Below are 25,544 nucleotides of genomic sequence, written 5' to 3' on the forward strand. Positions count from 1 at the left end.
ACACGCCGTTCTGTGCGACGCTTCGAACGTGCAGAGCAGTGACCCGACGGCGGCGGGCCCGAACACAGATCCCGCCACCGAACGGACCCTGGTTCCGGCCGCGCCCGCGACGCCGTCCACGCCACCCCGCTCCTTCCTCCAGCAGGTGATCGTCGGGCTGCTGGCGGTCGCCTGGATCGTCGTCGCCGTCAGCTGGCTCCTGAGCCCACAATCCGCTGACTGGCGCGATCTCGCCGACGCCGTCGAGCGCGGGGAGGTCAGCAGCATCGAGTTGGACGATCACACCGCCGTCCCCCGTGACCCCGAAGCGACCTTCAGCAACCTGGTCCGCATCACCTGGAAGCAGGGGTGGCGCTCCTTCCACACCGTGGTGCGCGAGTCGTCTTCCCAGAGCGGCCCGGAGATCAAACATCTCGACGCTGTCAGTCGAGACCTAGCCCCCATCTCCTGGGGTGCACCTACCGCAGAGCCCAGCGCGCTGATGCGCGACGTCACGGCCACCCTTCAGCAGGTCGCCCCCGACGTCTCGGTGCGCTCCGGCCATCCTGACCCCGCTGGGTCGGTCTACGATCGCCCGGTCCCCGGATGGGTCCTGGCCATGGGTGCGATCGGTCTGATCGACGTCGCACTCCACCTCTACTTCGGCCCCGAGCCGGCGTTCGCCACGCGGTGGGCCTGGTACTGGATCATCGCCAACCCGATTCCGTTCCTCGGCCTGCTCGCCTACCTCACGATGCTCTTCCTCCGCCGTCCCGGCCCACAGGCACCTGCCCGAGTGACGGGCGGGTGGACCTTCCTCTTCTGCATCGCCGCGATTGCGGTCCTCGGCGCTTAGGGCCGCTCAGTAGAGCGAGGGTGAAACTAGAGTGAAGAACTAGAATTAAACTCTTCTCTCTCTGTCGGAGATCGGCACTACCGTGTCCGACACGACCCACGTGAAGGGAGAGCCGGTGCCTGGCTCAGCGTTCGACACACCAGCCACCTACGCCGTCATCGGCGCCGGTCCCACCGGCCTGGCCGCTGCCCGCAACCTGCAGAAGGCAGGGCTCCCCTGGAGCGGGTACGAGCTCAACTCCGGCGTCGGCGGGCTCTGGGACATCGACGCCCCGCGGAGCACCATGTACAACTCCGCGCACCTGATCTCGTCGAAGACCACCACCGAGTTCACCGAGTTCCCGATGGCCGCGGCCGTCGCCGACTACCCCAGCCACCGCGAGCTCCGTGCCTACTTCAACGCCTACGCCGACCGCTTCACGCTCCGCGACGGCTTCTCATTCTCCACCGAAGTCACCGAGATCAAGCAGGACGGCGACGACGGCTGGCTGGTCACCAGTACCGGCCCCGAGGGCACCCGGACCCGCCGTCACGCCGGCGTCCTGATCGCCAACGGAACCCTCTCCGAGCCCGCCGTCCCCACCTTCCGCGGCAGCTTCAACGGGGAGCTCTTCCACACCAGCGCCTACAAGAGCGCCCAGGTCTTCGCCGGCAAACGGGTGTTGATCATCGGCGCCGGCAACTCCGGCTGCGACATCGCGGTCGATGCCGTCCACTACGCCGCCTCCGTCGACATCTCGGTGCGCCGCGGCTACTACTTCGTACCCAAGTACCTCTTCGGGCGGCCAGCGGACACCCTCAACCAGGGCAAGCCCCTGCCAGCGCGGATCAAGCAGGCGATCGACTCCCGGGTGCTCAAGCTCTTCACCGGCGACCCGGTTCGCTTCGGCTTCCCCAAGCCCGACTACAAGATCTACGAATCGCACCCCGTGGTGAACTCGCTGGTCCTGCACCACGTCGGCCACGGCGACATCACCGTGCGCGGTGACGTCGATCGGTTCGACGGCGACTCCGTCCGCTTCGTCGCCGGCAGCCACGGCGACTACGACCAGATCGTCCTCGCCACCGGGTACCACCTGCACTACCCGTTCGTGGATCCCGCCGCTCTCGACTGGGCCGGCCCCGGCAGCGGCACCTCCCCGGACCTCTACCTCAACATCTTCCCCCGCTCGACGCCGAACCTCTTCGTGCTGGGCATGGTGGAGGCCTCCGGGCTGGGCTGGCAGGGCCGCTTCGAGCAGGCCGAACTGGTGGCGAGCTACCTCCGCGCCCAACGCGAGGCCCCGGAACGCGCCCGCACCTTCGCCGCCAGACTGGCCGGCCCTCGGCCTGACCTCACCGGTGGCTACCGCTACCTCGGGCTGGAGCGGATGAGCTACTACGTCAACAAGGACGCCTACCGCAGCGCCGTCCGCGCCGCTACCGCCACCCTGACCGAGGGAGAGCCACGATGACCGTGATGGCCGCCGATGTCGACTCGATCCGGATCGCGTTCGACGAGGGCTCGCTGACCACCCTCAAGATCGTGATCGGTGCGATCCTCTTCGGGATCGCCCTCGACACCAAGCTCGACGACTTCCGCCTCGCGCTGCGCCGTCCCGGCACGATCGCGATCGGGGTCGTCGCCCAGTTCCTGCTGCTGCCCGCCCTCACCTTCTGCCTGACGCTGCTCCTCGACGTCCGCGGGTCGGTAGCGCTCGGGATGATCCTGGTGGCCTGCTGCCCGCCGGGCAACGTCTCCAACATCCTGACCCACCGCGCTCGCGGCGACGTCGCGCTCTCGGTCTCGATGACGGCGGTCAGCAACGTGCTGGCGATCTTCCTGATGCCGCTCAACGTCGCGTTCTGGGGGAAGCTGCACCCCACCGGCCAGGACGTCCTTCGCGACATCGACCTCTCTGCGCTCGACATGCTGCTCGAGATCGGGCTGGTGATCGGGGTTCCGTTCGCGGCCGGCATCACCATCGCGCACTTCTGGCCACGGTTCGCCGAACGCGGCGCCAAGGTCGTCGGTCCGATCGCCTTCATCGGCCTCGGCGCAGTGATCGTGGCCGGCGTCGCCAACAACTGGGAGATCTTCCTCGACTACATCGGCGTGGTGCTGATCGCGGTCCTGCTCCACGACGCACTCGCCCTACTGATCGGCTGGACGATCGCCCGCGGCACCCGTCTCCCCGCCAGTAGCACCAAGGCGATGACGTTCGAGGTAGGTATCCGCAACGCCGGACTCGGACTGCTGCTGGTCTTCACCTACTTCGACGGACTCGGCGGCATGGCGTTGGTCGCCGCCTGGTGGGGCATCTGGGACATCATCGCCGGGCTCGCGGTCGCCGAGGTCTGGCGACGGCGCACCCGCGCACCACTCGCCGAGCAGGTGGTCAGATGAGCGGCCACACCATCCTGGTCACTGGCGGCAGCGGCTTCCTCGGCACCTCCGTCGTACGTGGACTGGCCGCCGCCGGGCATCGGGTCTACAGCGCCGATCTCCGCCGACCGAGCCACCTGCCCGACGGCGCCGAACACCTCCACCTCGACGTCACGGACGCCGACGTCGTGGAGCAGGCGTTCGCGTCGCGCGACGTCGAGATCGTGGTGCACCTGGCCTCGATCGTCACGCCGGGCAAGGACTCCTCGCGGGCGTTGGAGTTCGCCGTCGACGTCACCGGCACCCGGCACGTGCTGGACGCCTGCCTGCGCCACGGGGTCCGCCGGATCGTCGTCTCCTCATCAGGAGCGGCCTACGGCTACCACCCGGACAACGGCGCGGCCCACGGCGGCTGGCTGACGGAGGACGATCCGATCCGGGGCAACGTCGAGTTCGCCTACAGCGACCACAAGCGCCAGGTCGAAGAGTTGCTGGCCGAGCTCCGCGCGACGCATCCCGAACTGGAACAGGTCGTCCTGCGGATCGGCACGATCCTGGGCGAGCGGGTCGACAACCAGATCACCGCGCTGTTCGAGAAGAAGCGGCTGCTCAAGATCCGCGGCCACGACTCCCCCTTCGTCTTCATCTGGGACACCGACGTGGTGGGCGCGATCGAGCAGGCAGCGACCGGTCCCGTCACCGGCATCTTCAACGTCGCCGGTGACGGCGCCCTCACCATCGACCAGATCGCCGCAGCGCTCAGCAAGCGCACCCTCGCCATCCCCGAGGCGGTCCTGCGCGCGGTCCTCACCGTCGGCAAACGGCTGAGCCTCACCCCCTACGGCCCCGAACAGACCGTCTTCCTCGCCCACCGTCCGGTCCTCGACAACACCCGCCTCAAACGCGACCTCGGCTATCGGCCCGCCAAGACCAGCGCCGAAGCCTTCGCCGCCTGGCGGTTGTCCCGGGGGCTCTAACGCCTCACTAGGCTTGGGCGGTGCAGAACCGAGCCGTCGACCAGGAGATCCTGGCCCTGGCGATCCCCGCCTTCCTGGCGCTGGTCGCCGAGCCGCTCTTCCTGCTGGCCGACGCCGCGATCATCGGGCATCTGGGCACCGTCCCGTTGGCTGCTCTCGGAGTGGCCGGCGCCGTGATCACCACGGTGGTCGGGCTCTGCGTCTTCCTGGCCTACGGCACCACCGCCGACGTAGCCCGCAAGCTGGGCGCCGGTGACCGGGCAGGCGCACTCGCGAGCGGTATGGACGGCGTCTGGCTGGCGGTGGCGATCGGTGTTCCGGTCACGCTGGTCGGGGTGCTCACCGCCGAATGGTGGATCGACCTGTTCGGCGCCTCCGCCGAGGTCAGCGGTCCCGCTGCCGACTACCTCCGGATCGCCTTCCTCGGCACCACGCCGCTGCTGCTGGTGCTGGCTGCGACCGGCGTCCTCCGCGGCCTGCAGGACACCCGCACCCCGCTGGTCGCCGCCGTCGCCGGGAACCTGCTCAACATCGCCGCGAACCTGGCGCTGGTGCACGGTACCGGCCCGTTGCCCCGGCTCGGCCTGACCGGGTCGGCGTGGGGCACGGTCCTCGCCCAGACCTTGATGGCGGCCGGGCTCCTCGCCGTCCTCGCCCACGCGACCCGGCGGGCCGGCGTCAACCTGCGGCCCCGGACCGGGGGCGTACGCTCCGCGGGCCGGGCGGGTATCCCGCTCCTGATCCGCACCCTGACCCTGCGTGCGGCACTGCTCGTGACCACCTACAGCGTGGTCAGCTTCGACGACTCCACCACGTTGGCGGCCCATCAGCTCGCCTTCACGATCTGGACCTTCCTCGCCTTCGTCCTGGACGCCGTCGCGATCGCCGCGCAGGCGCTCACCGGTCGCGCCCTCGGCTCCGGCGACGTCGCACGGACCCGCGCCCTCACCCAGCGGATGATCACCTGGGGTATCTGGTCGGGTCTCGTCACCGGAGCCGCGCTCGCCGCCTCCAGCCCGGTGATCGGCCGCCTCTTCACCAACGACGACGCCGTCGTCAGCGCACTGGCCAGCGCGCTCCTGGTGGCCGCCCTCGCCCAGCCCGCGGCAGGCGTCGTCTTCGTCCTCGACGGCGTCCTGATCGGCGCCGGAGACGGGCGCTACCTCGCGTGGGGCGGCTTGGCCGTCTTCGTCAGCTACGCGCCGTTCGCCCTCTGGGCCGACTCCCTGGTCTGGGTCTGGCTCGCCTTCGGCGCGATCTTCATGGGCGGGCGACTGGTGGTCCTGCTGCATCGTGCCCGCGGTGAGGCCTGGATGCTGATCGGCGCCACCCGCGCCAGTTCCTGAACCCGCATCGGCCGGTTGGCTGGAGCGCCGGATCTCCACCGAGCCGCGCCACTAGGCTCTCCCTCGTGAAGCCATCCGAGCCGCAACCCGACGACGCCGCGCGGCCCGACGAACCCCTTGCCGAGAAGAGCCCCCGCGAGCGGGCCCGCGCCGAAGCGAAGCCGATGGCTCCGTTGCAGGCGATGGCGATGGGGCTGATCCTGATCGCGCTCGACTCCCAGTCGCGCTACGACCTCTTCCCCGACCCGCTCGGCTGGCTGCTGGTGTTGTGGGGCGTGATGAAGCTGCCGCTCCCGGAGCGGCCGACGTTGCTCACCGCGACCGGGCTCGCACTGGCCACCGCCTGCGTGCTCTTCGTGCCCGCCGCCGAGGAGGCGATCGGCGAGGCCGGACTCTCGATGATCTGGGCGGTACAGCTGCCCGACCTGGCCTTCGTGGTGCTGCTCTGCCGGGCGCTGATCGCCGCGGCGCGCCGTCAGAAACCCGTCGACCGCACGGTCGCCGGGCGCTTCGGCGTCGCACTGACCGCCGCCGTCGTCGTGATCGCCCTGGTCCCGATCGGTTCCGCCGCCGAGAACGACGGCCTGATCACCGCCGCCGACGGCGGCTTCGTGCTGCTCTGGCTCTGGTTGGTCTGGAACCTCTTCGCGGTCAGCGGCCGGAGCTGGCTCGCCTCCCGCCCCCGCCCCGAGTCCTCCTGACCCCTGCCGCGCCTCGATACGGGACGTCATACGTTGCGAGCGGGTCCACACCTCGTATGACGTCCGCCGAGGGCCGCGCCGAAATGCAGGAGTGCCCCGACCCTGACGGGCCGGGGCACTCCTGATGAAACGTAAAACGTCAGGCGGAGACGACGTTGAGGGCGACGGTTGCCGACACCTCGTCGTGCAGCTTGACCGAGACCTGGTGCGCGCCCAGAGCCTTGATCGGGTTGCCCATGACGATGGTGCGCTTGTCGACCTGCTCGCCCGAGGTCGCGGCCAGAGCGGCAGCGATCTCACCAGCGGTGACGGCACCGAACAGACGACCGCCCTCGCCGGCGCGGACGGCCACGTTGACCGGCTTCGCCTCGAGCTTGGCCTTGACCTCGACAGCGTGAGCGTTGTCGCGCAGGGCACGCGAAGCACGCGCAGCCTTGATCGACTCAACGGTCTTCTCGCCGCCACGGGTCCAGCGGATCGCGTCGCCGCGCGGGATCAGGTAGTTACGGCCGTAGCCGTCCTTCACCTCGACGACGTCACCGGCGGCGCCGAGACCGGCGACTTCCTGGGTCAGAATGAGCTTCATAGTTCAGTTCTCCTTCTCGACTCAGCGACCGGTGGAGGTGTAGGGCAGAAGTGCCACCTCGCGGGCGTTCTTGACCGCCATGGCGACGTCGCGCTGGTGCTGGACGCAGTTGCCGGTCACGCGGCGGGCACGGATCTTGCCGCGGTCGGAGATGAACTTGCGGAGCAGCGTGGTGTCCTTGTAGTCGACACCGGTCGCCTTCTCCTTGCAGAACTGGCAAACCTTCTTCTTGGGCTTGCGAATCACTGCCTTGGCCATTGTGGTGCTTCCTTCTCAGTAAGCCCGGCAGGTGCCGGAATGGTTGGCTGGTTTCGGTTGGTTTTTGAGGGGTGACCCTCGATCAGAACGGCGGCTCTTCAGGAGCCACGCCCGGTGCGCCCCACGGGTCGTTGGCGGGAGCACCGCCACCCTGGGGAGCCGGGGAGGCCCACGGGTCGTTGGCGGGAGCACCGCCACCGAAGCCACCGCCAGCAGGCGCGCCGCCGGTGTTGTAGCCACCGCCGCCACCGCCGCCGCCGTTGAACCCGCCGCCGCCACCGCTGCTGCGACCCGCACGGGCCACCTTCGCGGTAGCGAACTTCAGGCTGGGGCCGACCTCTTCGACGTCGAGCTCCATGACGGTGCGCTTCTCACCTTCACGGGTCTCGTACGACCGAGCGGTCAAGCGGCCCTGGGCGACGACGCGCATGCCCTTCTGGAGCGACTCGGCGACGTTCTCCGCCGCCTGGCGCCAGATGGAGCAGCGCAGGAACAGGGCCTCGCCGTCCTTCCACTCGTTCGTCTGACGATCGAACGTGCGGGGGGTGGACGCGATGGTGAAGTTGGCCACCGCAGCACCCGAGGGGGTGAAGCGGAGTTCCGGGTCACCGGTGAGGTTGCCGACCACCGTGATGATGGTTTCGCCTGCCATATGCGCTCTCCTAGCTGATCTGAGGACTACTCGCTCTGCCTATGGTGACGGGTGACGCCTCTCAGCGACACCCTTCTCCACAGACGGGTGGGCCTCACGCGGCAGCGCGGAGGACCTTGGTACGCAGGATCGACTCGTTGAGCGTCAGCTGACGGTCGAACTCCTTGACCACGTCAGGCGTTGCCTGCAGCGTGATCACGGCGTAGATACCTTCAGCGTTCTTCTTGACCTCGTACGCCAGGCGACGACGGCCCCAGACGTCAACGTTCTCGACGGTGCCGCCACCGTCGCGGATCACGTTGAGGTACTTGTCGAGCGACGGCTCGATGGTGCGCTCGTCAAGGCTGGGCTCGAGGATGACCATAACTTCGTATGCACGCATAGCGGTCTCCACCTCCTCTGGACTCGGCGGCCACGGTCTCTCCGTGGCAGGAGGGCTTGCGTAGTGTCTCCGGGTATCTCCCGTCTGTGGGAGTAGAGCCAAAAGACACCACAGGCTATCAGCGGGCGGGATTGAGCCGTGAATTGCTGGGTAGGGTGACCTCGCCATGACCTTCTCCCCGGATCACCTCATCGCCGGCCGCTACGCCCTGATCGACCAGATCGGCGCTGGCGGCATGGGTTCGGTGTGGCGCGCCTGGGACCTCCGTACCCAGCGTTTCGTCGCCGCCAAGGTGCTCGGCCAGCACGACAGCGCCATGCTGCTGCGCTTCGTCCGCGAGCAGTCGGTGCGGATCAGCCACCCGCACGTGGTCGCCCCGAGCGGCTGGGCGGCCGAGGACAACATCGTGATCTTCGCGATGGATCTGGTCCGCGGCGGTTCGGTGCACACCCTGCTCGGCGACCACGGCCCGCTGCCCGATCCCTACGTCCGGGTCCTGCTGGACCAGACGCTTCAGGCGCTCACCGCGGTGCACGACGCCGGCGTGGTGCACCGCGACGTCAAGCCCGCCAACCTGCTCCTCGAGCCCACCGGCACCGGCCGACCCCACCTGCGGCTCGGCGACTTCGGCGTCGCTGCGCTGATCGACGACGTCCGCCTGACGATGCACCCGGGCGCGATCGGCACCGGCGGCTACATGGCCCCGGAGCAGCAGATCGGGGCTCCCCCGACGCCGCAACAGGACCTCTACGCGCTCGGCGTGGTCGGCATCCAGATGCTCACCGGGCTCAGCCCGCGGCACCAGAACGGCGTCCCGAACGGACCGCTGGCGCAGTGGTTGACCTGGTTGACCGACGAGGATCCCGGACGACGTCCGCGCAGTTCGCACGAGGCGCTCGCCGCGCTCCGCTCGATCGGGGTGCCGCCAGGTGCGCCGTGGCAGTTCGAGCCGGAACCGCCGGAGGTCTTCGACCAGCTCGGCAACGCTCAGCCGCCGGCTCCGCCGTCGCATCCGTCCGGCGCGCCGGCCAGTGGCGGGTCGGCCCATCCGCCGACGCCGACCCCACCGACCGGCTACGCGTACAACGGTCCGCCGTCGCAACCGAGCGGCGCTTCGCCGGCAACCAGCCCCACCGCGAACGGCACCCTGATCGCGGCACTCCTCTGTTTCTTGGTCGCGATCGGCTGCGCCGCCGCAGCGCTGGCACTGATCTTCATCTGATCGCCCGCTCCCTCAGGCCCCCGGCGGGAACGCCCGGTCGAGGATCGCGCCGGTGTCGACTCCGGCCGGCAGGGTGCCGAAGGCGTGGCCCCAGTCGCCGCCGAGGCGCGAGGCGCAGAAGGCGTCGGCGACCGGCGTCGGGGCGTGGCGCACCAGCAGCGACGCCTGCAGGGCGAGCGCCATCAGCTCCACCAGCCGGCGTGCCCGAGACTCGATCGCCTCCTGGTCGGCGAGCTCGCGGCCCAGGCGGGCGACCACCGCATCCAGGCGGGCGTCCGCCCCCTGCGACTTCTCGAACTCCCCCATCAGCGCAGCGACGGCGGCGGGCTCACGGCCCAGCGCCCGGAGCACGTCGAGGGCGTTGACGTTGCCGGACCCTTCCCAGATCGAGTTCAGCGGGGCTTCCCGGTAGAGCCGCGGCATCCCCGACTCCTCCACATACCCGTTGCCGCCGAGGCACTCCATCGCTTCTGCGGTGAAGGCGGGGCCGCGCTTGGTCACCCAGTACTTGCCGACGGCGGTGGCCAGCCGACGGAACGCCTGCTCCTCGGCGTCGCCGCGGATGCCCCGGTCGGCCGCGCCGGCCAGACGGAGCGACAAGGCGGTCGCCGCCTCCGACTCCAGGGCCAGATCGGTCAGCACGTTGCGCATCAGCGGCTGGTCGATCAGCCGGGCTCCGAAGGCGGCCCGGTGACTGACGTGGTGCGCGGCCTCGACGAACGCCTTACGCATCATCGCGGCGGAGCCGGTGACACAGTCGAGCCGGGTGCTGTTGACCATGTCGATGATGGTCTTCACCCCACGGCCCTCGGCGCCCACCTGCCAGGCGACGGTGCCGTCGAACTCCGGCTCCGAGGAGGCGTTGGACCGGTTGCCGAGCTTCTCCTTGAGACGCACGATCCGGAAGCTGTTCCGGGTGCCGTCGGGCAGGACACGGGGTACCAGGAAGCAGGTCAGGCCACCGGGGGCCTGGGCCAGCACGAGGAAGAGGTCGCTCATCGGGGCCGAGGTGAACCACTTGTGCCCGTTCAACGTGAAGACGCCAGGTTCACCGGTGGGCGTGGCGACGGTGGAGTTGGTCCGCACGTCCGAGCCGCCTTGCTTCTCGGTCATCCCCATCCCGACCAGCAGCCCGCGCTTCTCGGTCGGCGTCCGCAGACCCGGGTCGTAGATCCGGGAGGCGATCAGCGGCTCGTAGATCGCGGCGAGGTCAGGTTGGTGGCGGAGCGCCGGAATCGCGGCGTAGGTCATCGTGATCGGGCACCCGTGCCCGGCTTCACTGTGTCCCCAGGCGAGGTAGCCGGCGGTCCGCGCGACATGGGCGCCTTCGCGCTGGTCGGTCCAGGCCGCGCCGGCGAGTCCTTCGGCGACCGAGACCCGCATCAGGTTGTGCCAGCTGGGGTGGAACTCGACCTCGTCGACCCGGTTGCCGTATCGGTCGACGGTGCGGAGTTCGGGCTCGAACCGGTTGGCCTGGTCGCTCCACTCCTGCACCTCGGGGGTGCCCGCGAACCGACCCAGACGGCGGATGTCGTCCTCGGCCCAGGCCGCGCCCTCGCGACGCAACCCTTCGAGCAGAGCAGCGTCGGCCGAGGCGTCGTAAGGGGCGTGCGGCGGCGGCTGGTTGAGCACGAGATGCGGATCGATGGCCGGCTGCGTCTGGGTCATGCCTTCGACATTACATCGAATAGAACATCCGTGGAAGAGTTGTAATGAAGGCCGTAGGATCCCCCCATGTCCACCGCCGCGCTCACCGCCCTCGAGCTGCGCCCGCTCAGCGCGCGCTCCGTGGTGTTGAGCCTGCTCCTGGGCAGCCACCCCGCACAGTCACCGGCCCGCGACCTGATCCCCCTGGTGGCCGACCTCGGCGTCAGCGAGGCCACGCTGCGGGTCGCCCTCAGCAGACTGGTCGCCTCCGGCGACCTCACTCGGGACGACGGCAACTACCGGCTCAGCCCGCGGCTCCTGGAGCGACAGCGCCGCCAGGACGAAGCGTTGACCCCCGACACCCACGACGACGCCGGGCGGTGGACGATGGTCGCGGTCACCACCCAGGGTCGCGATCCGATCAGTCGCCAGGAACTACGCCGCGAACTCGCCGGGCAGCGGCTGGCCGAACTCCGCGAGGGTCTCTGGCTGCGCCCCGACAACCTGCGCACCACCGAGCTCTCGCCCGAACTCCTCGCACAGACCACCCGCTTCACCGCCGTCCCGGACGAGGACCCCGTCGAACTGGCACACCGGCTCTGGGACCTCTCCGCCTGGAGCGAACGCGGCACGGTGCTGCTGTCTCACTTCGAGGCAGACACTGAACCGATCAGCCGGATCACCATCGCCGCGGCGATCGTCCGGCACCTGCTCACCGACCCGGTCCTACCCGATGCGCTGCGCCCCGCCGACTGGCCGGCCGAGGCGCTCCGCGCCTCCTACGCCGACTACCGACGCAGCCTGGCCTGACGGCCGCGTCGAGGCGCTCAGCTGTTGCGCCAGAGCAGCAGGCCGAGCACCGTCAACACGACCGCAGCCCCGATCAGGGCCCAGACCAACGGCCACGACGAGACCGCCAGCACGACCGCCAGCACTGCTGCCGCGCTCATCGGGACCGCCCGGTGACCCGCCGCCAACGCGCCAGGAGGCCGCCACCCGCCGCCGCCATGCCCACCGCGATCGCGCCCAGACCGCCGACGACACCCCAGTCGGGTTCGTCCGAGCTGGCAGCGCTCCCGGAGCCGGCGTCGTCCGACCCCTTCGCGCCTCGGGCCGCGGCCAGGTCCGGCAGCTTCGGGGCCGCCTCCGCATAGGGCTCACCGCCCGGCTCCCCGAAGACCTGGACGTCGAGGGCCAGGTCGATGCCGTCCTTGACCACGTCCGGAAGCTCAGCCTTCCCGTCGACCCGCAACGAGACGTAGTAGGTGCCCGGGAACGCTGCCGGGTTCGTCGTCGGCTCGCTCCGGTTCCGCCATTGGACGACCGGCGAGACCGCGCCACCCGTGGTCGGACTGTCGTAGACGTAGAGCGAGGTGGACGGCGCCCGGGTGCCCGACCTGGAGGCGAGAGCCTCGGCCCAGGCGCCTTCGCCACCCAGCGGGGTGATCAACAGCGGCTCGACCTCGACCGAGCGCGCGTCACGGAAGCCGGGGCCGTCGGCGAATCCTGGCTGGGAAAGACCGACCTGCACGTGTTGGCCCCACGCGAGCGGAACCCGGAAGAGAGCGGTCCGGCCTGGCTGGACCCGCACCTGCCACCGGCCGTCGCTGAGTTCGGGGGCTGACCCGAAGTCGGTGCCCAGCGTCGCGGCGCCCTTCTCCTCGCGTTTCGAGCCGTCCCAGCGGACCTCGGTCGAGGCCGGCGGGAGCAGGCTCGGGTCTTCGGCGGGAGGCTCCTCCCAGATCGCGACCTGGAGATGCTCGCCGTTGAAGTTGGAGCCGGAGCCGGGCTCGTTGCGGATATAGATGACGTCGTCGTCCGTGCAGTCGCCGGAGTTGACGATTCCGGTCCGGAACTCGTGGTCGTCGATCAGGTCGTCGACGACGCCGGGGCTCGACCAGCCGCAGTCGTCGCCGTTCTCCTTGACGGCGGCGAGCAGAAGGTCGCCGTTGGCGGGGTTCGCGGTGATCACGGTCTCGCCGACCCAGATCGTGGAGCCCGGGATCGTTCGCTCGACCGCGAAGAAGCCGGCCTGGTCGGAGATCGCGACCTCGTGGACCCCCGCAGCCAGTACCGGTGCGTGCGCGGTGTCGCCACCCATCTGCACAGTCTCGTCCGCAGGCGCTGCAGCCGCGGCGGGAACGATCAGCCACGGCAACAGGACGCCGGCAGCAGACAGTGCGATGGCCGCATTCCCCGAGCCTGTGGTCATGGGGCCAGCCTGCCAGATGCCGACGTCGGTAACATCCGCAGTCGAGGTCGGTGTGCACTCACCGCCACGTGCCCGGAGCAACGAGCAAGGAGGTCGCCGGTGAGCCAGGACGACGCGCAGCGGCAGCAGATCGACCTGTACGGCGACACGGTGGCCTCGATCGCGCAGCAGGCGCAGAGCGTCTTGGGCGTGCCGCCGCACGAGCTCGCCGACCTGATCGGCCTCTCCGAACCGATGCTTGGCGCGTTGGTCAGCGCCGCCCGGGTCCGGATCGGCAACCAGATCGCGATCGGCCGTCTGGTGCAGCTCCAGGAGCTGATCGTCAACGTTCGCAACGGGCTCACCCCGACCGGCGACGTCGCCCTGGCCCTGGCGCAGATCCGCGCCTCCACGCTGCCCGCCGTGCCGGGTGCGGTGACGCATCCGGCTGCTCCGGCTCCCCAGGCCGCTCCGCCGCAGTACGCGCCGCCGCAGTACGCAGCTCCCCCGCAGCCTCAGCCCGCGGTTCCACCGGCACCGATGCCGCCGGCACCGAGCTTTCCGGCGACGCCGTCCCAACCGACGCCGTCCTCCCCCGGTAGCGGCCAGCCGCTGCTCACCTCCACCTCGCTCGGCTATGCCCGCAGCGTGGTGGCCCGGCACATCCCGACCACGCCGACGTACCGGTGGCCACTGTTGGAGCAGCTGACCGGAACCGAGACCTGGGTGAAGCACGAGAACCACACTCCGACCGGGGCGTTCAAGGTCCGTGGCGGACTCAACTTCGTGGAACGGCTGCGGGTCTCCGGGATCCGTCCGCCCGGGTTGATCTCGGCCACGCGCGGCAACCACGGCCAGAGCCTCGCCTTCGCCGGACGGGCCTACGGTCTGCCGATCACGATCGTTGTCCCGGAGGGGAACAGCCCCGACAAGAACGTCGCGATCGAGGCGATGGGCGCCGAGCTGATCGTCCAGGGCGCCGACTTCCAGGCAGCGGCCGAGTACGCCGCGAACCTGGCGGCTCAGCGGAACCTGATGATGGTGCCGCCGTTCCACCCGTGGCTGGTGGAGGGGGTGGCCACCGCTGCCGCCGAGCTGCACGACCAGGTGGCGGGCATCGACGTCATCTATGTGCCGGTCGGGATGGGTTCCGGGATCTGCGCTCAGATCGCGGTCCGGGACCTGCTCGGACTCCGTACCGAGATCGTCGGCGTGGTGGCGGCCAACGCTCCTGCCTACGCCCGATCGGTGGCGGCCGGCTACCCGGTCAGCACCGAGACCGCCGACACCTTCGTCGACGGCGTCGCCTGCCGGACTCCCGACCCCCAGGCAGTGGCCCTGATCCGAGCCGGTGCCTCGCGGATCGTCGAGGTCAGCGAGGAGGCCGCGGCCGAGGCGATGGCGCTGATGTTCCGAACCACCCACAACCTCGCCGAGCCGGCCGGCTCGTTGGCGCTGGCGGGTCTGCTCAGCGAACGCGCCCGAGTCGCCGGTCGCCGGGTGGCGATCCTGCACACCGGCGGCAACTGCGACTACGAGATCCTCACCCGCGCCTTCGCCTGACGTCTGACCACCCCCGACAGCCCGCAGCCCGCAGCCCGCACAACGTCATACACCCCGTGGACCCGCTTCCACGCGACGTATGACGTCCCACCCGGCTCGGGGCGACCTGAGAGGATGGCGGACATGAGCATTGCCATCGGAGCCCACGTCGACCAGACCGACCCGATCGCCGAGGCGCAAGCCCGCGGTACCGACGTCATCCAGATGTTCCTGGGCAGCCCGCAGTCCTACAAGGGCCCCGTCGTCGAGTACGCGGATGGTGCCGAAGGCCTGCGCGCGGCAGCCGAGGCAGCGGGCCTCTCGATCTACGTGCACGCGCCGTACATCATCAACGTCGCCACCACGAACAACCGGGTGCGGATCCCGTCGCGCAAACTGCTCCAACAGCACATCGACGCCGCCGCCTCGATCGGCGCGAAGGGCCTGGTCGTGCACGGCGGCCATGTCGACAAGGCCGGCGACGATCCGGAGCTGCTCGCCAAGGGTTTCGACAACTGGCGCAAGGCCGTCGAGGCGACCGACCTGAAGATCCCGCTGCTGATCGAGAACACCGCTGGCGGTGACCACGCGATGACCCGCCACCTGGACCGGATCGCCCAGGTCTGGGAGGCGATCGGCTCCGCCGAGCAGGCCGACCAGGTCGGGTTCTGCCTCGATACCTGCCACGCCCACGCCGGCGGCAACGCCCTCGAGAGCGTGGTGGAGAAGGTCCGCGCGATCACCGGCCGGATCGACCTGGTGCACGCCAACGACAGCCGCGACGACTTCGACTCCGGAGCCGACCGGCACGCCAACTTCGGCGCCGGCCGGATCGACCCCGAGCTGCTCGCCTCGGTGATCCGCGACGCCGCCGCGCCGGTGATCTGCGAGACGCCGGGTGGTGTCGCCGAGCACACCGCAGACTTCGCATGGCTGCGCGAGCGGCTCTGAGCGGTAGCCTCGTGGCCGTGTCTTCCCCAGCTCCGATCACCGTCCGTACCGCGACCGCCGCCGAGCACACCGCATTCCTGCGGACCCGGCGTTCGGCGAGCTTCCTGCAGAGCCCTGCCTGGGCAGCCGTCAAGGCTGAGTGGCGCAGTGAGTCGCTGCTGTGGGAGCAGGGCGGCGCAGTGGTCGGTGCCGCGCTGGTGCTCTACCGCCAGCTGCCCAAGGTCAAGCGCTACCTCGCGTACCTGCCCGAGGGCCCGGTCATCGACTGGGAGAGCGACGAGCTGAACGCTTGGCTGACGCCGATGGTGGCGCACCTGAAGCGTCAGGGCGCGTTCGCCGTCCGGATGGGTCCGCCGGTCGTCACCGGCCGCTGGGACGCCGCCGCGATCAAGCAGGGCATCGCCGACGAGTCCGTGCACCGGCTGACCGAGATGGCCCCGTTGGAGCGCTGCGTCTCGGGTGCCCGCGTCGTCAGCCAGCTCAACGAGCTCGGCTGGAAGCACCTGGCTGCGGACGGCGGCTTCTCGGCCGGTCAGCCGCAGTTCAACTTCGCGATCCCGCTGCGCGACGACGACGGCAAGCCCCGCTCCGAGGCCGACGTCCTGGCTGGGATGAACCAGCTCTGGCGGCGCAACATCAAGAAGGCCGCGAAATCCGGTGTCGAGGTCCGGTTGGCGAGCGCGGAGACGTTGGAGGCCGACCTCGCCGCGTTCCATGCGCTCTACGTGCACACCGCGGAGCGCGACCACTTCACGCCGCGTCCGCTCAGCTACTTCCGCACCATGTTCGCCGCGCTCGGCTCGGCCGAGGCGAGCACCGAGATCCGGCTCTACCTGGCCCACCACGAGGGCGACCTGGTGGCGAGCACGATCTGGATCCGGTCGGGCGCGCACACCTGGTACTCCTACGGCGCCTCGTCGACCGAGAAGCGCGACGTCCGTGGCTCGAACGCGGTGCAGTGGCAGATGATCCGTGACGCGATCGCCGCCTACGCCGACGTGTACGACCTGCGCGGCATCACCGACACCCTCGACGCCGACGACCCGCACGTCGGACTCATCCAGTTCAAGGTGGGTACCGGTGGTGAGGCAGTGGAGTACGCCGGCGAATGGGACCTCCCGATCAACCGGCTCATCCACAAGGCCTTCGAGATCTACATGGAGAAGCGATGAGCCTTACCCTCCACGTCGACGCCACCCGGTTCCGCGCGAACCAGCACCTCACCCTCGGCAAGGCGCCCACTCTGGTGCCGGTCGCGAAGGGCAACGGCTACGGGCTCGGCAACGCCCGACTCGCTGAGGAGGCGCGCCTGCTCGGCGTGGACACCCTGGCCGTCGGCACCTACGACGAACTTGCCGAGGTCCGCGACGCGTTCCCCGGCTCGCTGCTGGTGCTGACGCCGTGGCGCCCGTTCGGTGCCGCCGTCGCGCAGCCCCACGACGACCGGGTGATCCACACCCTGGGCCGGATCAGCGACCTGCGCGACCTGGCTGAGCGCGACCCCGACGCCCGGATCATTCTGGAGCAGCGGACGTCGATGCTGCGGCACGGCTTCACCGCTGCCGGGCTCCGTGAGGCCGCCGAGTTCCTGGCCGCGACGCCGTCGCTGCGACTCGAAGGGGTCGCGCTCCACCTGCCGATGGGTGGCGCCTCGCACCTGTCCGAGGTGCAGCGCCTGATGACCGACCAGGTCGCCGCCGACCTCTCCACGCACACCGTCTGGGTCAGCCATTTGACCGACCTCGAGCTCGCCGAGCTGGCCCGAACCTGGCCCGACTACGCCTTCCGTCCGCGCACCGGAACCCGGCTCTGGCTGGGCGACCGCGGCGCGCTGCGGGTCACCGCGACCGTCCTCGACACCCACCCGGTGGCGCGCGGCGACATCTTCGGCTACCGCGGTCGGACGGCGCCCAAGGACGGCACCATCCTGGTCGTCGGCGGCGGCACCGCGCACGGCATCGGCCTGGAGGCGCCCACCGGAGCCAGCACTCTGAAGGCGAAGGCCGGCGCCCTGGCCCGCGGCGGCATGGACGCGGCCGGTTTCGTCCGTTCGCCGTACAGCATCGGCGGCAAGCAGCGCCTCTTCGCCGAGCCGCCGCACATGCAGGCCAGCATGCTCTTCGTCCCGCACGGCTCGACCGTCCCCGAGATCGGTGACGAGATCGACGTCCGGGTCCGCTTCACCACCACCACCGTCGATCGGGTCGTCTTCAGCTGAGCTGCGCCCGACTCCCGGCACATAGTGGTAGATCGCTGTCACCTGGCGACAGCGATCTACCACTATCTCGGCGGCGGACAGTCGGGACACGTCTCCGGGGTGCCGGGCCAGCCTCGGCGTCGGAGCAGTTCGCCGACCCGCCGGGCGGTGTGGCACGGACGGTCGAACACCTGACCCCATCCCAGCCTGATTCCGGCGAGCCCGTCGAGCGCCGCGTCGAGGTCACGCTCGAGGTCGCGATCACGCGCCGAGACGCTGGTGTGATCGAGTCGGCCGTCAAGCTCGACGACCTGGCCGAAATCCACATAGACGACGTCGCGGTAGATCCGGCCCGCTGACAGCGCCGCGACCTGCCGCCTGCTCCTCGGCAAGCCGTGAGCGCGCTCGACGCGGTGGAGGTAGCCGTGCTCCAACACGGAGCATGCGCCTGCCTCAAGGTCAGCGATGACCGCAGCAAGGAACGATCGGCGGCGGATCCTGGTGCGCTGGGCCAGCGCGTCGCCGATGCGGGCAGCGGTCGTCCGGCGCGATCCGACCGCCTCCGCCAACACGGCGATGGCCGCGAAGTCATCCGCCGCCGCGGCAGCGACGTCGAGCGCCGCCTCCTCGATCCGCAGTCTCGGCGGCGCGAGATTCCACAACACCTTGCTGTCGAGGTGGACCAGTCGATGCACCACCAGGCCCGGCGTCGTCACGGTTCGGCGATCACGAGCGATCGCGACATGGATCGGGTCCCCGTCCCGATGCCCCCGCCGTCCCGGACCATCCCAGGCGCGCAGCGCCGAATCCGCACAGAGTGCCGCTGGCCACGCAGGCAGGACGCCGCCCCACGCCCGCTGCAGCCAGCTCGGCTCTCCGGTGTGCTGCAGGTAGACCCCTGGCATCAGCAGGGCGAGCTCCCGACGCCGGAGCATCCGGCGCAGATCCGACTCGGTCAGCCCAGCGCGCAGCAACTGCCGTCGGGCGACGACACCGGACTGCAGGTCGAGCATGGCAGGGAGGTCCACCCGCCAAGGATGAGAACCGCTGCGGCGCCACGCCACTCAAGCAAGCGGGCCTGTGGATGACAGTGGTCGATCGCTGTCACCTGGCGACAGCGATCTACCGCTGTCTTTCGCTGCCCGCCGACGCGGTGGCCAGCCGTCGAAGCCCCGCCCCTCGCGGACGACGTCGAACTGCGGCCAGAGCACGTCGCGCACGACGATCCCGATCAGGTAGAGCTCGCAGAGCAGGCGGAGGCCGATCGCCAGCCAGTAGAAGCCGGGCTCGTCGCCGGAGCCGGGCTGGAGGAAGCCGCCGAGGTACCACCAGACGGCGGCGAAGTAGAAGACCTCACCGGCCTGCCAGATCAGCTGGTCACGCCAGCGTGGCCGGGCCAGCACCGCCAGCGGCAGCAGCCAGAGCACGTACTGCGGCGAGTAGACCTTGTTGATCAGCAGGAAGCCGGCCACGATCAGGAAGCCGAGCTGAGCCATCCGCGGAGTCTCGGGAGCCATCAGCCCGATCGCCATCACCGCGACACACCAGGCGATGAAGAAGAGCCAGGAGACGTCGTTGATGGTGCTCGCGTCGAAGGTGTGACCAGCTTGGGAGAGCACCAGCCAGACGCTGCCGAGGTCGGCGCCGCGCTCGGAGTTGAAGCTCCAGAAGACCTTCCACTCCTCCCAGCCGGTGAGCATCGCCGGCAGGTTGGCCAGCAGCCAACTGAGCGCGGCGGCACCGGTCGCCACCGCGAACTTCGCGTACTCGCGGCGGCGTAGACAGATCACCAGGATCGCGCCGAGCAGGAAGAGCGGGTAGAGCTTGGTCGCCGTGCCCAGACCGATCAGGATGCCGGTGAGCAACGGTCTGTCGCGCGACCAGGCGTAGAGCGCACCGGCGACCAGGGTGACGGCGAGCAGGTCCCAGTTGATCAGCCCGTTGAGGACCAGCACCGGAGCCGCAGCGAAGAGCATCGCGTCCCAGGGCCGGGAACGGTGGGTGCGGGCCAGCAGCCAGGCCCCGAGCAGGGTGATCGCACCGAGCAGCACCGCGGAGACCGCGACGTAGTCGCTGCGCTCCTGGATCACATCCTGGTCGGCGCCGAGTTGGGCGACGGGCAGCTTGCCGCGGGCGACGACGTCCGGAAAACCGTGGACCGCCTGGGTGATCCACGCGGCGCCGTAGGCGAAGTAGGAGATCCCGACCGGGTACTCCATCACGTCGTATCGGGCCCGGGTCTGCTCGTCGTCGTCGTAGGGCCAGGAGAGTTCGGCGAAGCCGCGCCCCACATAGAGGTACGGCATGTCGGAGTAGCACATCTTGGCGAACCGCTCTTCGCCGTTGGACCAGTCGGCGGTGTAGCACGGCGCCTTCTGCACCATGCCCAGCACGAACAGTGCTGCGGTGACCGCGAGGATCACCCGGACCGGCGTCCACCACCGGTGCCCGCGCCCGTGCGCCCCCGCCGGTCCACCCACCGACTCACTCAGCGAGGTGAGTACCGGGTCGTCCAACGAGGGCGCAACAGGGCGGTCATCGGTCATGGTCGACGCCCGTTAGGGCCGGCCCCTTCGCCATGCGGACGGCGACCACTCCTGACGCAGCAGCGGCGTCGCGGTGTCGGTCGGCGTACTCGACGGGTCGTCCGTCGGCTCGTCGGTGGGCTCCTCCGTCGGGGCCTCGCTGGTCGGCGGCGCCTCGGTGGTGGGCTCCTGCGACGGCTGCTCCGGCTTCTTCGTCTCCTTCGGAGGCTTCGGCTTCTTGGTCTCCTTGGGCGGCGGCGGCACGAACTCGTGACCGTCCGTCGGCGCGTCACCGTCGGTGTTCGCCGGCTCCGGGAGCGACTCGTAGGGCTCGCCCTCGAGGGCCTGGCGCATGATCGAGGTCCACATCAACGTCGGGTAGGTACCGCCGTAGTAGGTACCCGGCAGCACCTCCTCGACGGAGTCGTCGCCGTCGCCGCGGACCATCATCACCGCGGTCGAGAGCTGCGGGGTGAACCCGATGAACCAGGACGACGACACCTGGTCCTTGGAGTTGGTCGCGGTACCGGTCTTGCCGCCCGCCTCACGGCCGAGGCCCTTGGCCCGGAAGCCGGAGCCACCGGGACCGGTGATCACCCGCTCCAGCGCGTAGGAGACGTCGGAGTTCACGTCCTCGTCGAGGACCCGCTTGTCGGTGACCTTGTGCTGGTACTGGGTCTCGCCGTTCCGGTCGACGACCTTGTCGATCACGTGCAGGTCGGCGCGGACGCCGCCGTTGGCGATGGTGGCGTAGCCGTTGGCCATGTTGATCGGGCTGACCGTCGCCGAGCCCAGCGCGATACCGGGGTTCGGCTGGAGGCCCGGGGACTTGTAGAGGTTGTTCAGGCTCTGCGGGCCGCTGCCGGGGATGCCCATCGCCTTGGCCGCCTTCAAGACGTCCTTGGGGCCGTCCGGCAACGCCATGGTGAGGTCGACGAAGGCGGTGTTGATCGACTGCTCGGCGGCCGTGATCAGGTTGACCCGGCCGTAGTCCCGGCCGTCGCCGCCACCGAGGTTGCGGACCGGCTTGACGCCCGGCTGGAACTCGAAGGGCGAGTCGCCGTCGAAGGTGTCCTTGAGCGAGAAGCCCGCCTTGATGCCGGCCGCCAGCGCGAACGCCTTGAACGTCGAACCGGGCTGGCCGCCGGAGACGGCCCAGTTGATCTGTGACTCCAGGTAGTCCTGGCCGCCGTAGAAGCCGCGCAGTGCACCGGTTCCGGGCTCGACGCTGGCAGCCGCGATGTGCAGCCCCTTGACGCCCTGCGGACGGGCCTCGGCGACGCCGGACGCCGCGGCGTCCATCGCCTTCTTGGTGAGCGTGGTGGTCACCCGGAGGCCACCACCGTTGATCTCCTGCTCGTTGAAGCCGAGGCGGACCAGCTCGCTGCGGATCAGCGCGAGCGCATGGCCCTTCTGGCCGCCGTAGGTGGTGTCCGCCTTCACCTTGGGGAACTTGGGCAGCTTGCGGCCGGCCTTCTCCGCGGTCACGGCGTCGATCTCGCCGGTCTTGGCCATCCCGTTGAGGATCCAGGCGTACCGGTTCTTCAGGGCGTCCCGGTTGGCCTTGCCGTTGGCCGGGTCGAACTGGGTCGGGTTGTTGATCACCGAGGCCAGCACGGCGCTCTGGCGGACGCTGAGCTTCTTGGCGGGCACCGCGAAGTAGGCGCGCGCGGCGGCGTCGATGCCGTAGGCACCACGACCGAAGTAGATGGTGTTGAGGTAGCCCTCGAGGATCTGTTCCTTGCTCTGCTGGCGGTGCAGCTTGAGCGAGACGATCGCTTCGCGGACCTTCCGCTTGTAGCTGCGTTCCTGGCTCAGGTAGAGGATCTTCACGTACTGCTGGGTGATCGTGGAGGCACCCTGCTGGTCGTTGCCCTGCGCGTTGGAGAAGGCGGCGCGGAGGATGCCCTTGGGGTCGATGCCCTTGTTGGTCCAGAAGCTGCGGTCCTCAGCGGCGACGACGGCGGCCTTGATCGAGTCCGGCATCTCCGAGAACGGGATCGAGTTCCGGTTCTGGGTCGCGAACTTGCCGACCTCGCTCTTGCCGTCGGCGTAGTAGACGTAGGTGGTCTCCGTCTGGAAGTCCGCGTTCGGGTTCGGGATCTCGATGGCCCGGTACAGGATGACCAGGCTGAGCGCGCCGAGCAGGGCCAGCACCAGGCCGGTGATGCCGCTCCATTTGAGCGCCTTGCGCAGGCGCCGCTTGAACGGCGAGGCGGGGGGCCGCTTGCTCGCTGAGGTCTTCTTCGCCGCGGCAGATCGGGCCGGAGCCTTCCCTGCGGATGCGGACTTGCGCTTACCGGTCACGTGTTGAGAACTTCCCTCGACTGGGCCGCGCGATGCTGCTGGCGGCGCTGCTTCGGTTGGCAAGAGTACGCGGGGCGCGCCAACCGCACCGAGTTCTCGCGCACCCGCACCCACCCCCGAGGGCCCACAAATAGCTCCCGAGAGCGCAGCTGCAGCCCCTGAGGACGCACAGATGGCAACCGAGCGGGCGCTCGGCGACGCCGCCATAGCCCGATTCGGCAGTCCGTGGACACTCCGTGTTCGAGTGCAATTCACACGAGGTGCGATATATCGGTACGATAGGTCGGTGGCAAGGCGTGGAGAGAGCATCGAGCTAGCAGTCCTAGGGCTGCTGCACGAGTCACCCATGCACGGATACGAGTTGCGGAAGCGACTCAACCTGATGCTGGGGTGGGGTCGGATCCTCTCCTACGGTTCCTTGTATCCCGCGTTGAAGAAGATGTTGCGGGCCGACTGGATCGAAGAGCGCACGGTGACCAACCCCGGTGCTCTGACCAGCCGCCGTCCGCGGATCGTCTACCAGTTGACCCCGGCGGGCGAGAACCAGTTCGTTCAGCTGATGTCCGAGGTCGGCCCCAATGCCTGGGAGGACGACACCTTCGACATCCGGTTCGCCTTCTTCGGGCGTACCGACATGGAGATCCGACTCCGTGTGCTGGAGGGGCGGCGCAGTCGGCTCCAAGAGCGCTTGGAGAAGGTTCAGGGCGACCTGTCGCTCACCCAGAAGGAGATGGACCGTTACGCCTCCGAGCTCCAACGCCACGGCGTGGAGTCGGTGGAGCGCGAGGTCAAGTGGCTCTCCGACCTGATCAACGCCGAGCGCAACCAACGCCCGGCGGACAACACCGGACCTTCCTGACCGGGCCACGGCCAGACAGGAACGCAGTTTTCAGTCAGCAGTTCAGTCAGTCAGTAAATCGACAATGCAGGAATGAGGAGACCGATGGGATCGGTTCGCGTAGCAATCGTGGGAGTGGGCAACTGCGCCACCTCCCTCATCCAGGGCGTGGAGTACTACAAGGACGCCGACCCGTCCGGCACCGTTCCGGGTCTGATGCACGTCAAGTTCGGTGACTACCACGTCTCCGACGTCGAGTTCGTCGCTGCGTTCGACGTCGACGCCAAGAAGGTCGGCTTCGACCTGTCCGAGGCCATCGTCGCTTCGGAGAACAACACCATCAGCATCACCGACGTCGCGCCCACCGGCGTGACCGTTCAGCGTGGCCCGACGCTCGACGGCATCGGCAAGTACTACGCCATGACGATCGAGGAGTCGGACGCCGAGCCGGTCGACGTCGTCCAGGCACTCAAGGACGCTCAGGTCGACGTCCTCGTCTCCTACCTCCCGGTGGGCTCCGAGAAGGCCGACAAGTTCTACGCCCAGTGCGCCATCGACGCTGGCGTGGCCTTCGTCAACGCGCTGCCCGTCTTCATCGCTTCGGACCCCGAGTGGGCCAAGAAGTTCGAGGACGCCGGTATCCCGATCGTCGGCGACGACATCAAGTCCCAGGTCGGCGCCACCATCACCCACCGCGTGATGGCGAAGCTGTTCGAAGACCGCGGCGTGGTGCTGGACCGCACCTACCAGCTCAACGTCGGCGGCAACATGGACTTCAAGAACATGCTCGAGCGTGAGCGCCTTGAGTCCAAGAAGGTCTCCAAGACCCAGGCCGTGACCTCGAACCTGACCGGTCCGCTGGCCGGCAAGATCGAGGACAAGAACGTCCACATCGGCCCGTCCGACTACGTCGCGTGGCTCGACGACCGCAAGTGGGCCTACGTGCGCCTCGAGGGTCGCGCCTTCGGTGACGTCCCGCTGAACCTGGAGTACAAGCTCGAGGTCTGGGACTCCCCGAACAGCGCCGGCATCATCATCGACGCCGTCCGTGCCGCCAAGATCGCTCTGGACCGTGGCCTCGGTGGCCCGATCCTCTCCGCGTCGGCTTACCTGATGAAGTCGCCGCCGGTGCAGATGGAAGACGACAAGGGTCGCGCCGAGCTCGAGAAGTTCATCCGCGGCGAGTGATCCACCCTCGGCACTCGTGCCGAGACCGCACAACCTGACTGACTGAACAAGCGCCGTCGGTCCCGCAAGGGCTGGCGGCGCTTCAGCATTTCCAGGCGCGTTCCCGCGCGCAAGCGGCCAGATCGATTCGCCTGCCTTCGCGAAGGTTCACAGCATGGCAGCGCGCGATATCATCAGATATCCACGGCTGGAGGTGCCATGCCCAACCTGTTGATCCGCGACGTTCCCGAGCATGTCCTAGCGGGCATCGATGCCCATGCAGCGCGCCTGGGTCTCTCGCGAGCGGAGTACATCCGACGGCGCCTGGCCGCTGACTCCGCCTTGCCGGGCGGCCCGGTCTCCGTCGCGGATCTCCAGCTGTTCAGCGACCAGTTCGCCGACCTCGGTGACGACGCGGTCATGGATGCCGCGTGGCGGTGACGACCTGGCTGATCGACAAGTCGGCCCTGGTCAAGCTGGGCCCCAGCCCCGACGCCGCAGAGTGGGCAACGCGGATCGAACGGGGTCTGGTCCGGGTCACCACCATGACCCGTCTGGAGATCGGATACTCAGCGCGGTCATCTGATGATGCGCGGCAAGTCGTCACTCGCCCTCCGCTCTCGCGGATGCCGGTCGAGTACCTGACTCCCGCGATCGAAGACCGAGCGCTTGAGGTGCAGCTGCTGCTCGCCGACCGGGGCCATCACCGCGCGCCCTCGATTCCCGACCTCCTGATCGCCGCCACCGCCGAGCTCGCTGGGTTGACCGTCCTCCATCTCGACAAGGACTTCGAACTTATCGCGGAGCTGACCGGTCAGCCGGTCGAACGACTCTGCACCTGATCCGTCTTGACAAC

The 25,544-nt window shown here is 69.2% G+C and carries 26 protein-coding genes; 16 read left to right on the forward strand and 10 right to left on the reverse strand.

Annotation, left to right across the window (positions count from 1 at the left end; genetic code table 11):
* Positions 1-28: 28 nt before the first annotated feature.
* The 6 genes from ACLM5J_RS04775 (at position 29) to ACLM5J_RS04800 (ending at position 6,223) form a co-directional block, all read left to right on the forward strand.
* Positions 29-835 carry a hypothetical protein gene (locus ACLM5J_RS04775; protein WP_413654912.1) on the forward strand — a complete coding sequence of 269 codons (807 nt, stop codon included), beginning with the start codon at positions 29-31 and terminating at the stop codon, positions 833-835.
* A gap of 115 nt (positions 836-950) precedes the next feature.
* On the forward strand, positions 951-2,288 hold the full coding sequence (locus ACLM5J_RS04780; protein WP_413654913.1) for a flavin-containing monooxygenase: 1,338 nt from the start codon (positions 951-953) through the stop codon (positions 2,286-2,288).
* Positions 2,285-3,220 carry a bile acid:sodium symporter family protein gene (locus ACLM5J_RS04785; protein WP_413654914.1) on the forward strand — a complete coding sequence of 312 codons (936 nt, stop codon included), beginning with the start codon at positions 2,285-2,287 and terminating at the stop codon, positions 3,218-3,220. Before ACLM5J_RS04780 ends, ACLM5J_RS04785 begins: the two co-directional genes overlap by 4 nt.
* Complete coding sequence (locus ACLM5J_RS04790) at positions 3,217-4,176, forward strand: SDR family oxidoreductase (RefSeq protein ID WP_413654915.1); 960 nt, start codon at positions 3,217-3,219, stop codon at positions 4,174-4,176. The genes ACLM5J_RS04785 and ACLM5J_RS04790 overlap by 4 nt, the downstream gene beginning before the upstream one ends.
* Before the next feature lie 20 nt (positions 4,177-4,196).
* Positions 4,197-5,522 carry an MATE family efflux transporter gene (locus ACLM5J_RS04795; protein WP_413654916.1) on the forward strand — a complete coding sequence of 442 codons (1,326 nt, stop codon included), beginning with the start codon at positions 4,197-4,199 and terminating at the stop codon, positions 5,520-5,522.
* A 65-nt stretch (positions 5,523-5,587) separates the two neighbouring features.
* Positions 5,588-6,223 (forward strand): hypothetical protein, encoded by a 636-nt coding sequence (locus ACLM5J_RS04800; RefSeq protein WP_413654917.1) that lies wholly within the window; start codon positions 5,588-5,590, stop codon positions 6,221-6,223.
* Positions 6,224-6,362: 139 nt separating this feature from the next.
* Here ACLM5J_RS04800 and rplI read toward each other — a convergent pair whose 3' ends face one another.
* From rplI to rpsF, 4 genes are all read right to left on the reverse strand, one after another.
* Positions 6,363-6,809: a 50S ribosomal protein L9 gene (gene rplI / locus ACLM5J_RS04805; protein ID WP_413654918.1), complete on the reverse strand. Its 447-nt coding sequence runs from the start codon at positions 6,807-6,809 to the stop codon at positions 6,363-6,365.
* 21 nt (positions 6,810-6,830) lie between these two features.
* On the reverse strand, positions 6,831-7,067 hold the full coding sequence (gene rpsR / locus ACLM5J_RS04810) for a 30S ribosomal protein S18 (RefSeq protein ID WP_101525917.1): 237 nt from the start codon (positions 7,065-7,067) through the stop codon (positions 6,831-6,833).
* Positions 7,068-7,149: 82 nt separating this feature from the next.
* Entirely contained in the window at positions 7,150-7,719 is a 570-nt protein-coding gene (locus tag ACLM5J_RS04815; RefSeq protein WP_413654919.1) for a single-stranded DNA-binding protein, read from the reverse strand.
* Positions 7,720-7,813: 94 nt separating this feature from the next.
* Complete coding sequence (gene rpsF / locus ACLM5J_RS04820; protein ID WP_413654920.1) at positions 7,814-8,101, reverse strand: 30S ribosomal protein S6; 288 nt, start codon at positions 8,099-8,101, stop codon at positions 7,814-7,816.
* Between the two features lie 166 nt (positions 8,102-8,267).
* Here rpsF and ACLM5J_RS04825 point away from each other — a divergent pair, with 166 nt between their 5' ends.
* On the forward strand, positions 8,268-9,323 hold the full coding sequence (locus tag ACLM5J_RS04825; RefSeq protein WP_413654921.1) for a protein kinase domain-containing protein: 1,056 nt from the start codon (positions 8,268-8,270) through the stop codon (positions 9,321-9,323).
* Between the two features lie 12 nt (positions 9,324-9,335).
* Here ACLM5J_RS04825 and ACLM5J_RS04830 read toward each other — a convergent pair whose 3' ends face one another.
* Positions 9,336-10,991, reverse strand: coding sequence for an acyl-CoA dehydrogenase family protein (locus tag ACLM5J_RS04830; RefSeq protein WP_413654922.1), 1,656 nt, complete (start codon positions 10,989-10,991; stop codon positions 9,336-9,338).
* A 66-nt stretch (positions 10,992-11,057) separates the two neighbouring features.
* On the opposite strand from ACLM5J_RS04830, the gene ACLM5J_RS04835 reads away from it, so the two are divergent.
* Positions 11,058-11,780 carry a PaaX domain-containing protein, C- domain protein gene (locus ACLM5J_RS04835; protein WP_413654923.1) on the forward strand — a complete coding sequence of 241 codons (723 nt, stop codon included), beginning with the start codon at positions 11,058-11,060 and terminating at the stop codon, positions 11,778-11,780.
* 17 nt (positions 11,781-11,797) lie between these two features.
* Here the strand turns inward: ACLM5J_RS04835 and ACLM5J_RS04840 are convergent, their stop codons facing one another.
* Entirely contained in the window at positions 11,798-11,920 is a 123-nt protein-coding gene (locus ACLM5J_RS04840) for a hypothetical protein (RefSeq protein ID WP_413654924.1), read from the reverse strand.
* On the reverse strand, positions 11,917-13,182 hold the full coding sequence (locus ACLM5J_RS04845) for a hypothetical protein (protein ID WP_413654925.1): 1,266 nt from the start codon (positions 13,180-13,182) through the stop codon (positions 11,917-11,919). Before ACLM5J_RS04845 ends, ACLM5J_RS04840 begins: the two co-directional genes overlap by 4 nt.
* Before the next feature lie 99 nt (positions 13,183-13,281).
* Between ACLM5J_RS04845 and ACLM5J_RS04850 the strand changes: the two genes are divergently transcribed.
* The 4 genes from ACLM5J_RS04850 to ACLM5J_RS04865 all read left to right on the forward strand — a co-directional run bounded on the left by ACLM5J_RS04850 (position 13,282) and on the right by ACLM5J_RS04865 (position 17,872).
* A complete protein-coding gene (locus ACLM5J_RS04850; RefSeq protein ID WP_413654926.1) occupies positions 13,282-14,724 on the forward strand; it encodes a threonine dehydratase in 1,443 nt (480 codons plus the stop codon).
* Positions 14,725-14,847: 123 nt separating this feature from the next.
* Entirely contained in the window at positions 14,848-15,654 is an 807-nt protein-coding gene (locus tag ACLM5J_RS04855; RefSeq protein WP_413654927.1) for a deoxyribonuclease IV, read from the forward strand.
* Positions 15,655-15,671: 17 nt separating this feature from the next.
* Positions 15,672-16,826: a lipid II:glycine glycyltransferase FemX gene (locus tag ACLM5J_RS04860; RefSeq protein ID WP_413654928.1), complete on the forward strand. Its 1,155-nt coding sequence runs from the start codon at positions 15,672-15,674 to the stop codon at positions 16,824-16,826.
* Positions 16,823-17,872, forward strand: a complete 1,050-nt coding sequence (locus ACLM5J_RS04865) for an alanine racemase (RefSeq protein ID WP_413654929.1) — start codon at positions 16,823-16,825, stop codon at positions 17,870-17,872. The genes ACLM5J_RS04860 and ACLM5J_RS04865 overlap by 4 nt, the downstream gene beginning before the upstream one ends.
* A 62-nt stretch (positions 17,873-17,934) precedes the next feature.
* On the opposite strand, the gene ACLM5J_RS04870 is transcribed toward ACLM5J_RS04865, so the two are convergent.
* From ACLM5J_RS04870 to ACLM5J_RS04880, 3 genes are read right to left on the reverse strand one after another with little or no spacing between them, the layout of a single operon-like run.
* On the reverse strand, positions 17,935-18,879 hold the full coding sequence (locus ACLM5J_RS04870; RefSeq protein WP_413654930.1) for a hypothetical protein: 945 nt from the start codon (positions 18,877-18,879) through the stop codon (positions 17,935-17,937).
* 36 nt (positions 18,880-18,915) lie between these two features.
* On the reverse strand, positions 18,916-20,397 hold the full coding sequence (locus ACLM5J_RS04875) for a glycosyltransferase family 87 protein (RefSeq protein WP_413654931.1): 1,482 nt from the start codon (positions 20,395-20,397) through the stop codon (positions 18,916-18,918).
* Between the two features lie 12 nt (positions 20,398-20,409).
* Complete coding sequence (locus tag ACLM5J_RS04880; RefSeq protein ID WP_413654932.1) at positions 20,410-22,683, reverse strand: transglycosylase domain-containing protein; 2,274 nt, start codon at positions 22,681-22,683, stop codon at positions 20,410-20,412.
* Positions 22,684-22,969: 286 nt separating this feature from the next.
* Between ACLM5J_RS04880 and ACLM5J_RS04885 the strand changes: the two genes are divergently transcribed.
* The 4 genes from ACLM5J_RS04885 (at position 22,970) to ACLM5J_RS04900 (ending at position 25,530) form a co-directional block, all read left to right on the forward strand.
* Positions 22,970-23,542 carry a PadR family transcriptional regulator gene (locus ACLM5J_RS04885; RefSeq protein ID WP_413654933.1) on the forward strand — a complete coding sequence of 191 codons (573 nt, stop codon included), beginning with the start codon at positions 22,970-22,972 and terminating at the stop codon, positions 23,540-23,542.
* Positions 23,543-23,626: 84 nt separating this feature from the next.
* Positions 23,627-24,709 (forward strand): inositol-3-phosphate synthase, encoded by a 1,083-nt coding sequence (locus tag ACLM5J_RS04890; RefSeq protein WP_413654934.1) that lies wholly within the window; start codon positions 23,627-23,629, stop codon positions 24,707-24,709.
* A gap of 198 nt (positions 24,710-24,907) precedes the next feature.
* A complete protein-coding gene (locus ACLM5J_RS04895; protein WP_413654935.1) occupies positions 24,908-25,129 on the forward strand; it encodes an antitoxin in 222 nt (73 codons plus the stop codon).
* Positions 25,120-25,530 carry a PIN domain nuclease gene (locus ACLM5J_RS04900; RefSeq protein ID WP_413654936.1) on the forward strand — a complete coding sequence of 137 codons (411 nt, stop codon included), beginning with the start codon at positions 25,120-25,122 and terminating at the stop codon, positions 25,528-25,530. The genes ACLM5J_RS04895 and ACLM5J_RS04900 overlap by 10 nt, the downstream gene beginning before the upstream one ends.
* The last annotated feature ends 14 nt before the right edge of the window (positions 25,531-25,544 follow it).

The organism is Nocardioides sp. Bht2 (assembly GCF_047308515.1).
Classification (GTDB): domain Bacteria; phylum Actinomycetota; class Actinomycetes; order Propionibacteriales; family Nocardioidaceae; genus Nocardioides.

What these genes read in the sequence shown, in the direction of transcription:
- ACLM5J_RS04790 (WP_413654915.1), top strand. Translation starts at nt 3,217, where the DNA reads ATGAGCGGCCACACCATCCTGGTCACTGGCGGCAGCGGCTTCCTCGGC.
- rplI (WP_413654918.1), bottom strand. Translation starts at nt 6,809, where the DNA reads ATGAAGCTCATTCTGACCCAGGAAGTCGCCGGTCTCGGCGCCGCCGGT.
- ACLM5J_RS04830 (WP_413654922.1), bottom strand. Translation starts at nt 10,991, where the DNA reads ATGACCCAGACGCAGCCGGCCATCGATCCGCATCTCGTGCTCAACCAG.
- ACLM5J_RS04855 (WP_413654927.1), top strand. Translation starts at nt 14,848, where the DNA reads ATGAGCATTGCCATCGGAGCCCACGTCGACCAGACCGACCCGATCGCC.
- ACLM5J_RS04815 (WP_413654919.1), bottom strand. Translation starts at nt 7,719, where the DNA reads ATGGCAGGCGAAACCATCATCACGGTGGTCGGCAACCTCACCGGTGAC.
- ACLM5J_RS04845 (WP_413654925.1), bottom strand. Translation starts at nt 13,182, where the DNA reads ATGACCACAGGCTCGGGGAATGCGGCCATCGCACTGTCTGCTGCCGGC.
- ACLM5J_RS04835 (WP_413654923.1), top strand. Translation starts at nt 11,058, where the DNA reads ATGTCCACCGCCGCGCTCACCGCCCTCGAGCTGCGCCCGCTCAGCGCG.
- ACLM5J_RS04865 (WP_413654929.1), top strand. Translation starts at nt 16,823, where the DNA reads ATGAGCCTTACCCTCCACGTCGACGCCACCCGGTTCCGCGCGAACCAG.
- ACLM5J_RS04875 (WP_413654931.1), bottom strand. Translation starts at nt 20,397, where the DNA reads ATGACCGATGACCGCCCTGTTGCGCCCTCGTTGGACGACCCGGTACTC.
- ACLM5J_RS04825 (WP_413654921.1), top strand. Translation starts at nt 8,268, where the DNA reads ATGACCTTCTCCCCGGATCACCTCATCGCCGGCCGCTACGCCCTGATC.
- ACLM5J_RS04895 (WP_413654935.1), top strand. Translation starts at nt 24,908, where the DNA reads ATGCCCAACCTGTTGATCCGCGACGTTCCCGAGCATGTCCTAGCGGGC.
- ACLM5J_RS04840 (WP_413654924.1), bottom strand. Translation starts at nt 11,920, where the DNA reads ATGAGCGCGGCAGCAGTGCTGGCGGTCGTGCTGGCGGTCTCGTCGTGG.
- ACLM5J_RS04785 (WP_413654914.1), top strand. Translation starts at nt 2,285, where the DNA reads ATGACCGTGATGGCCGCCGATGTCGACTCGATCCGGATCGCGTTCGAC.
- rpsR (WP_101525917.1), bottom strand. Translation starts at nt 7,067, where the DNA reads ATGGCCAAGGCAGTGATTCGCAAGCCCAAGAAGAAGGTTTGCCAGTTC.
- ACLM5J_RS04890 (WP_413654934.1), top strand. Translation starts at nt 23,627, where the DNA reads ATGGGATCGGTTCGCGTAGCAATCGTGGGAGTGGGCAACTGCGCCACC.
- rpsF (WP_413654920.1), bottom strand. Translation starts at nt 8,101, where the DNA reads ATGCGTGCATACGAAGTTATGGTCATCCTCGAGCCCAGCCTTGACGAG.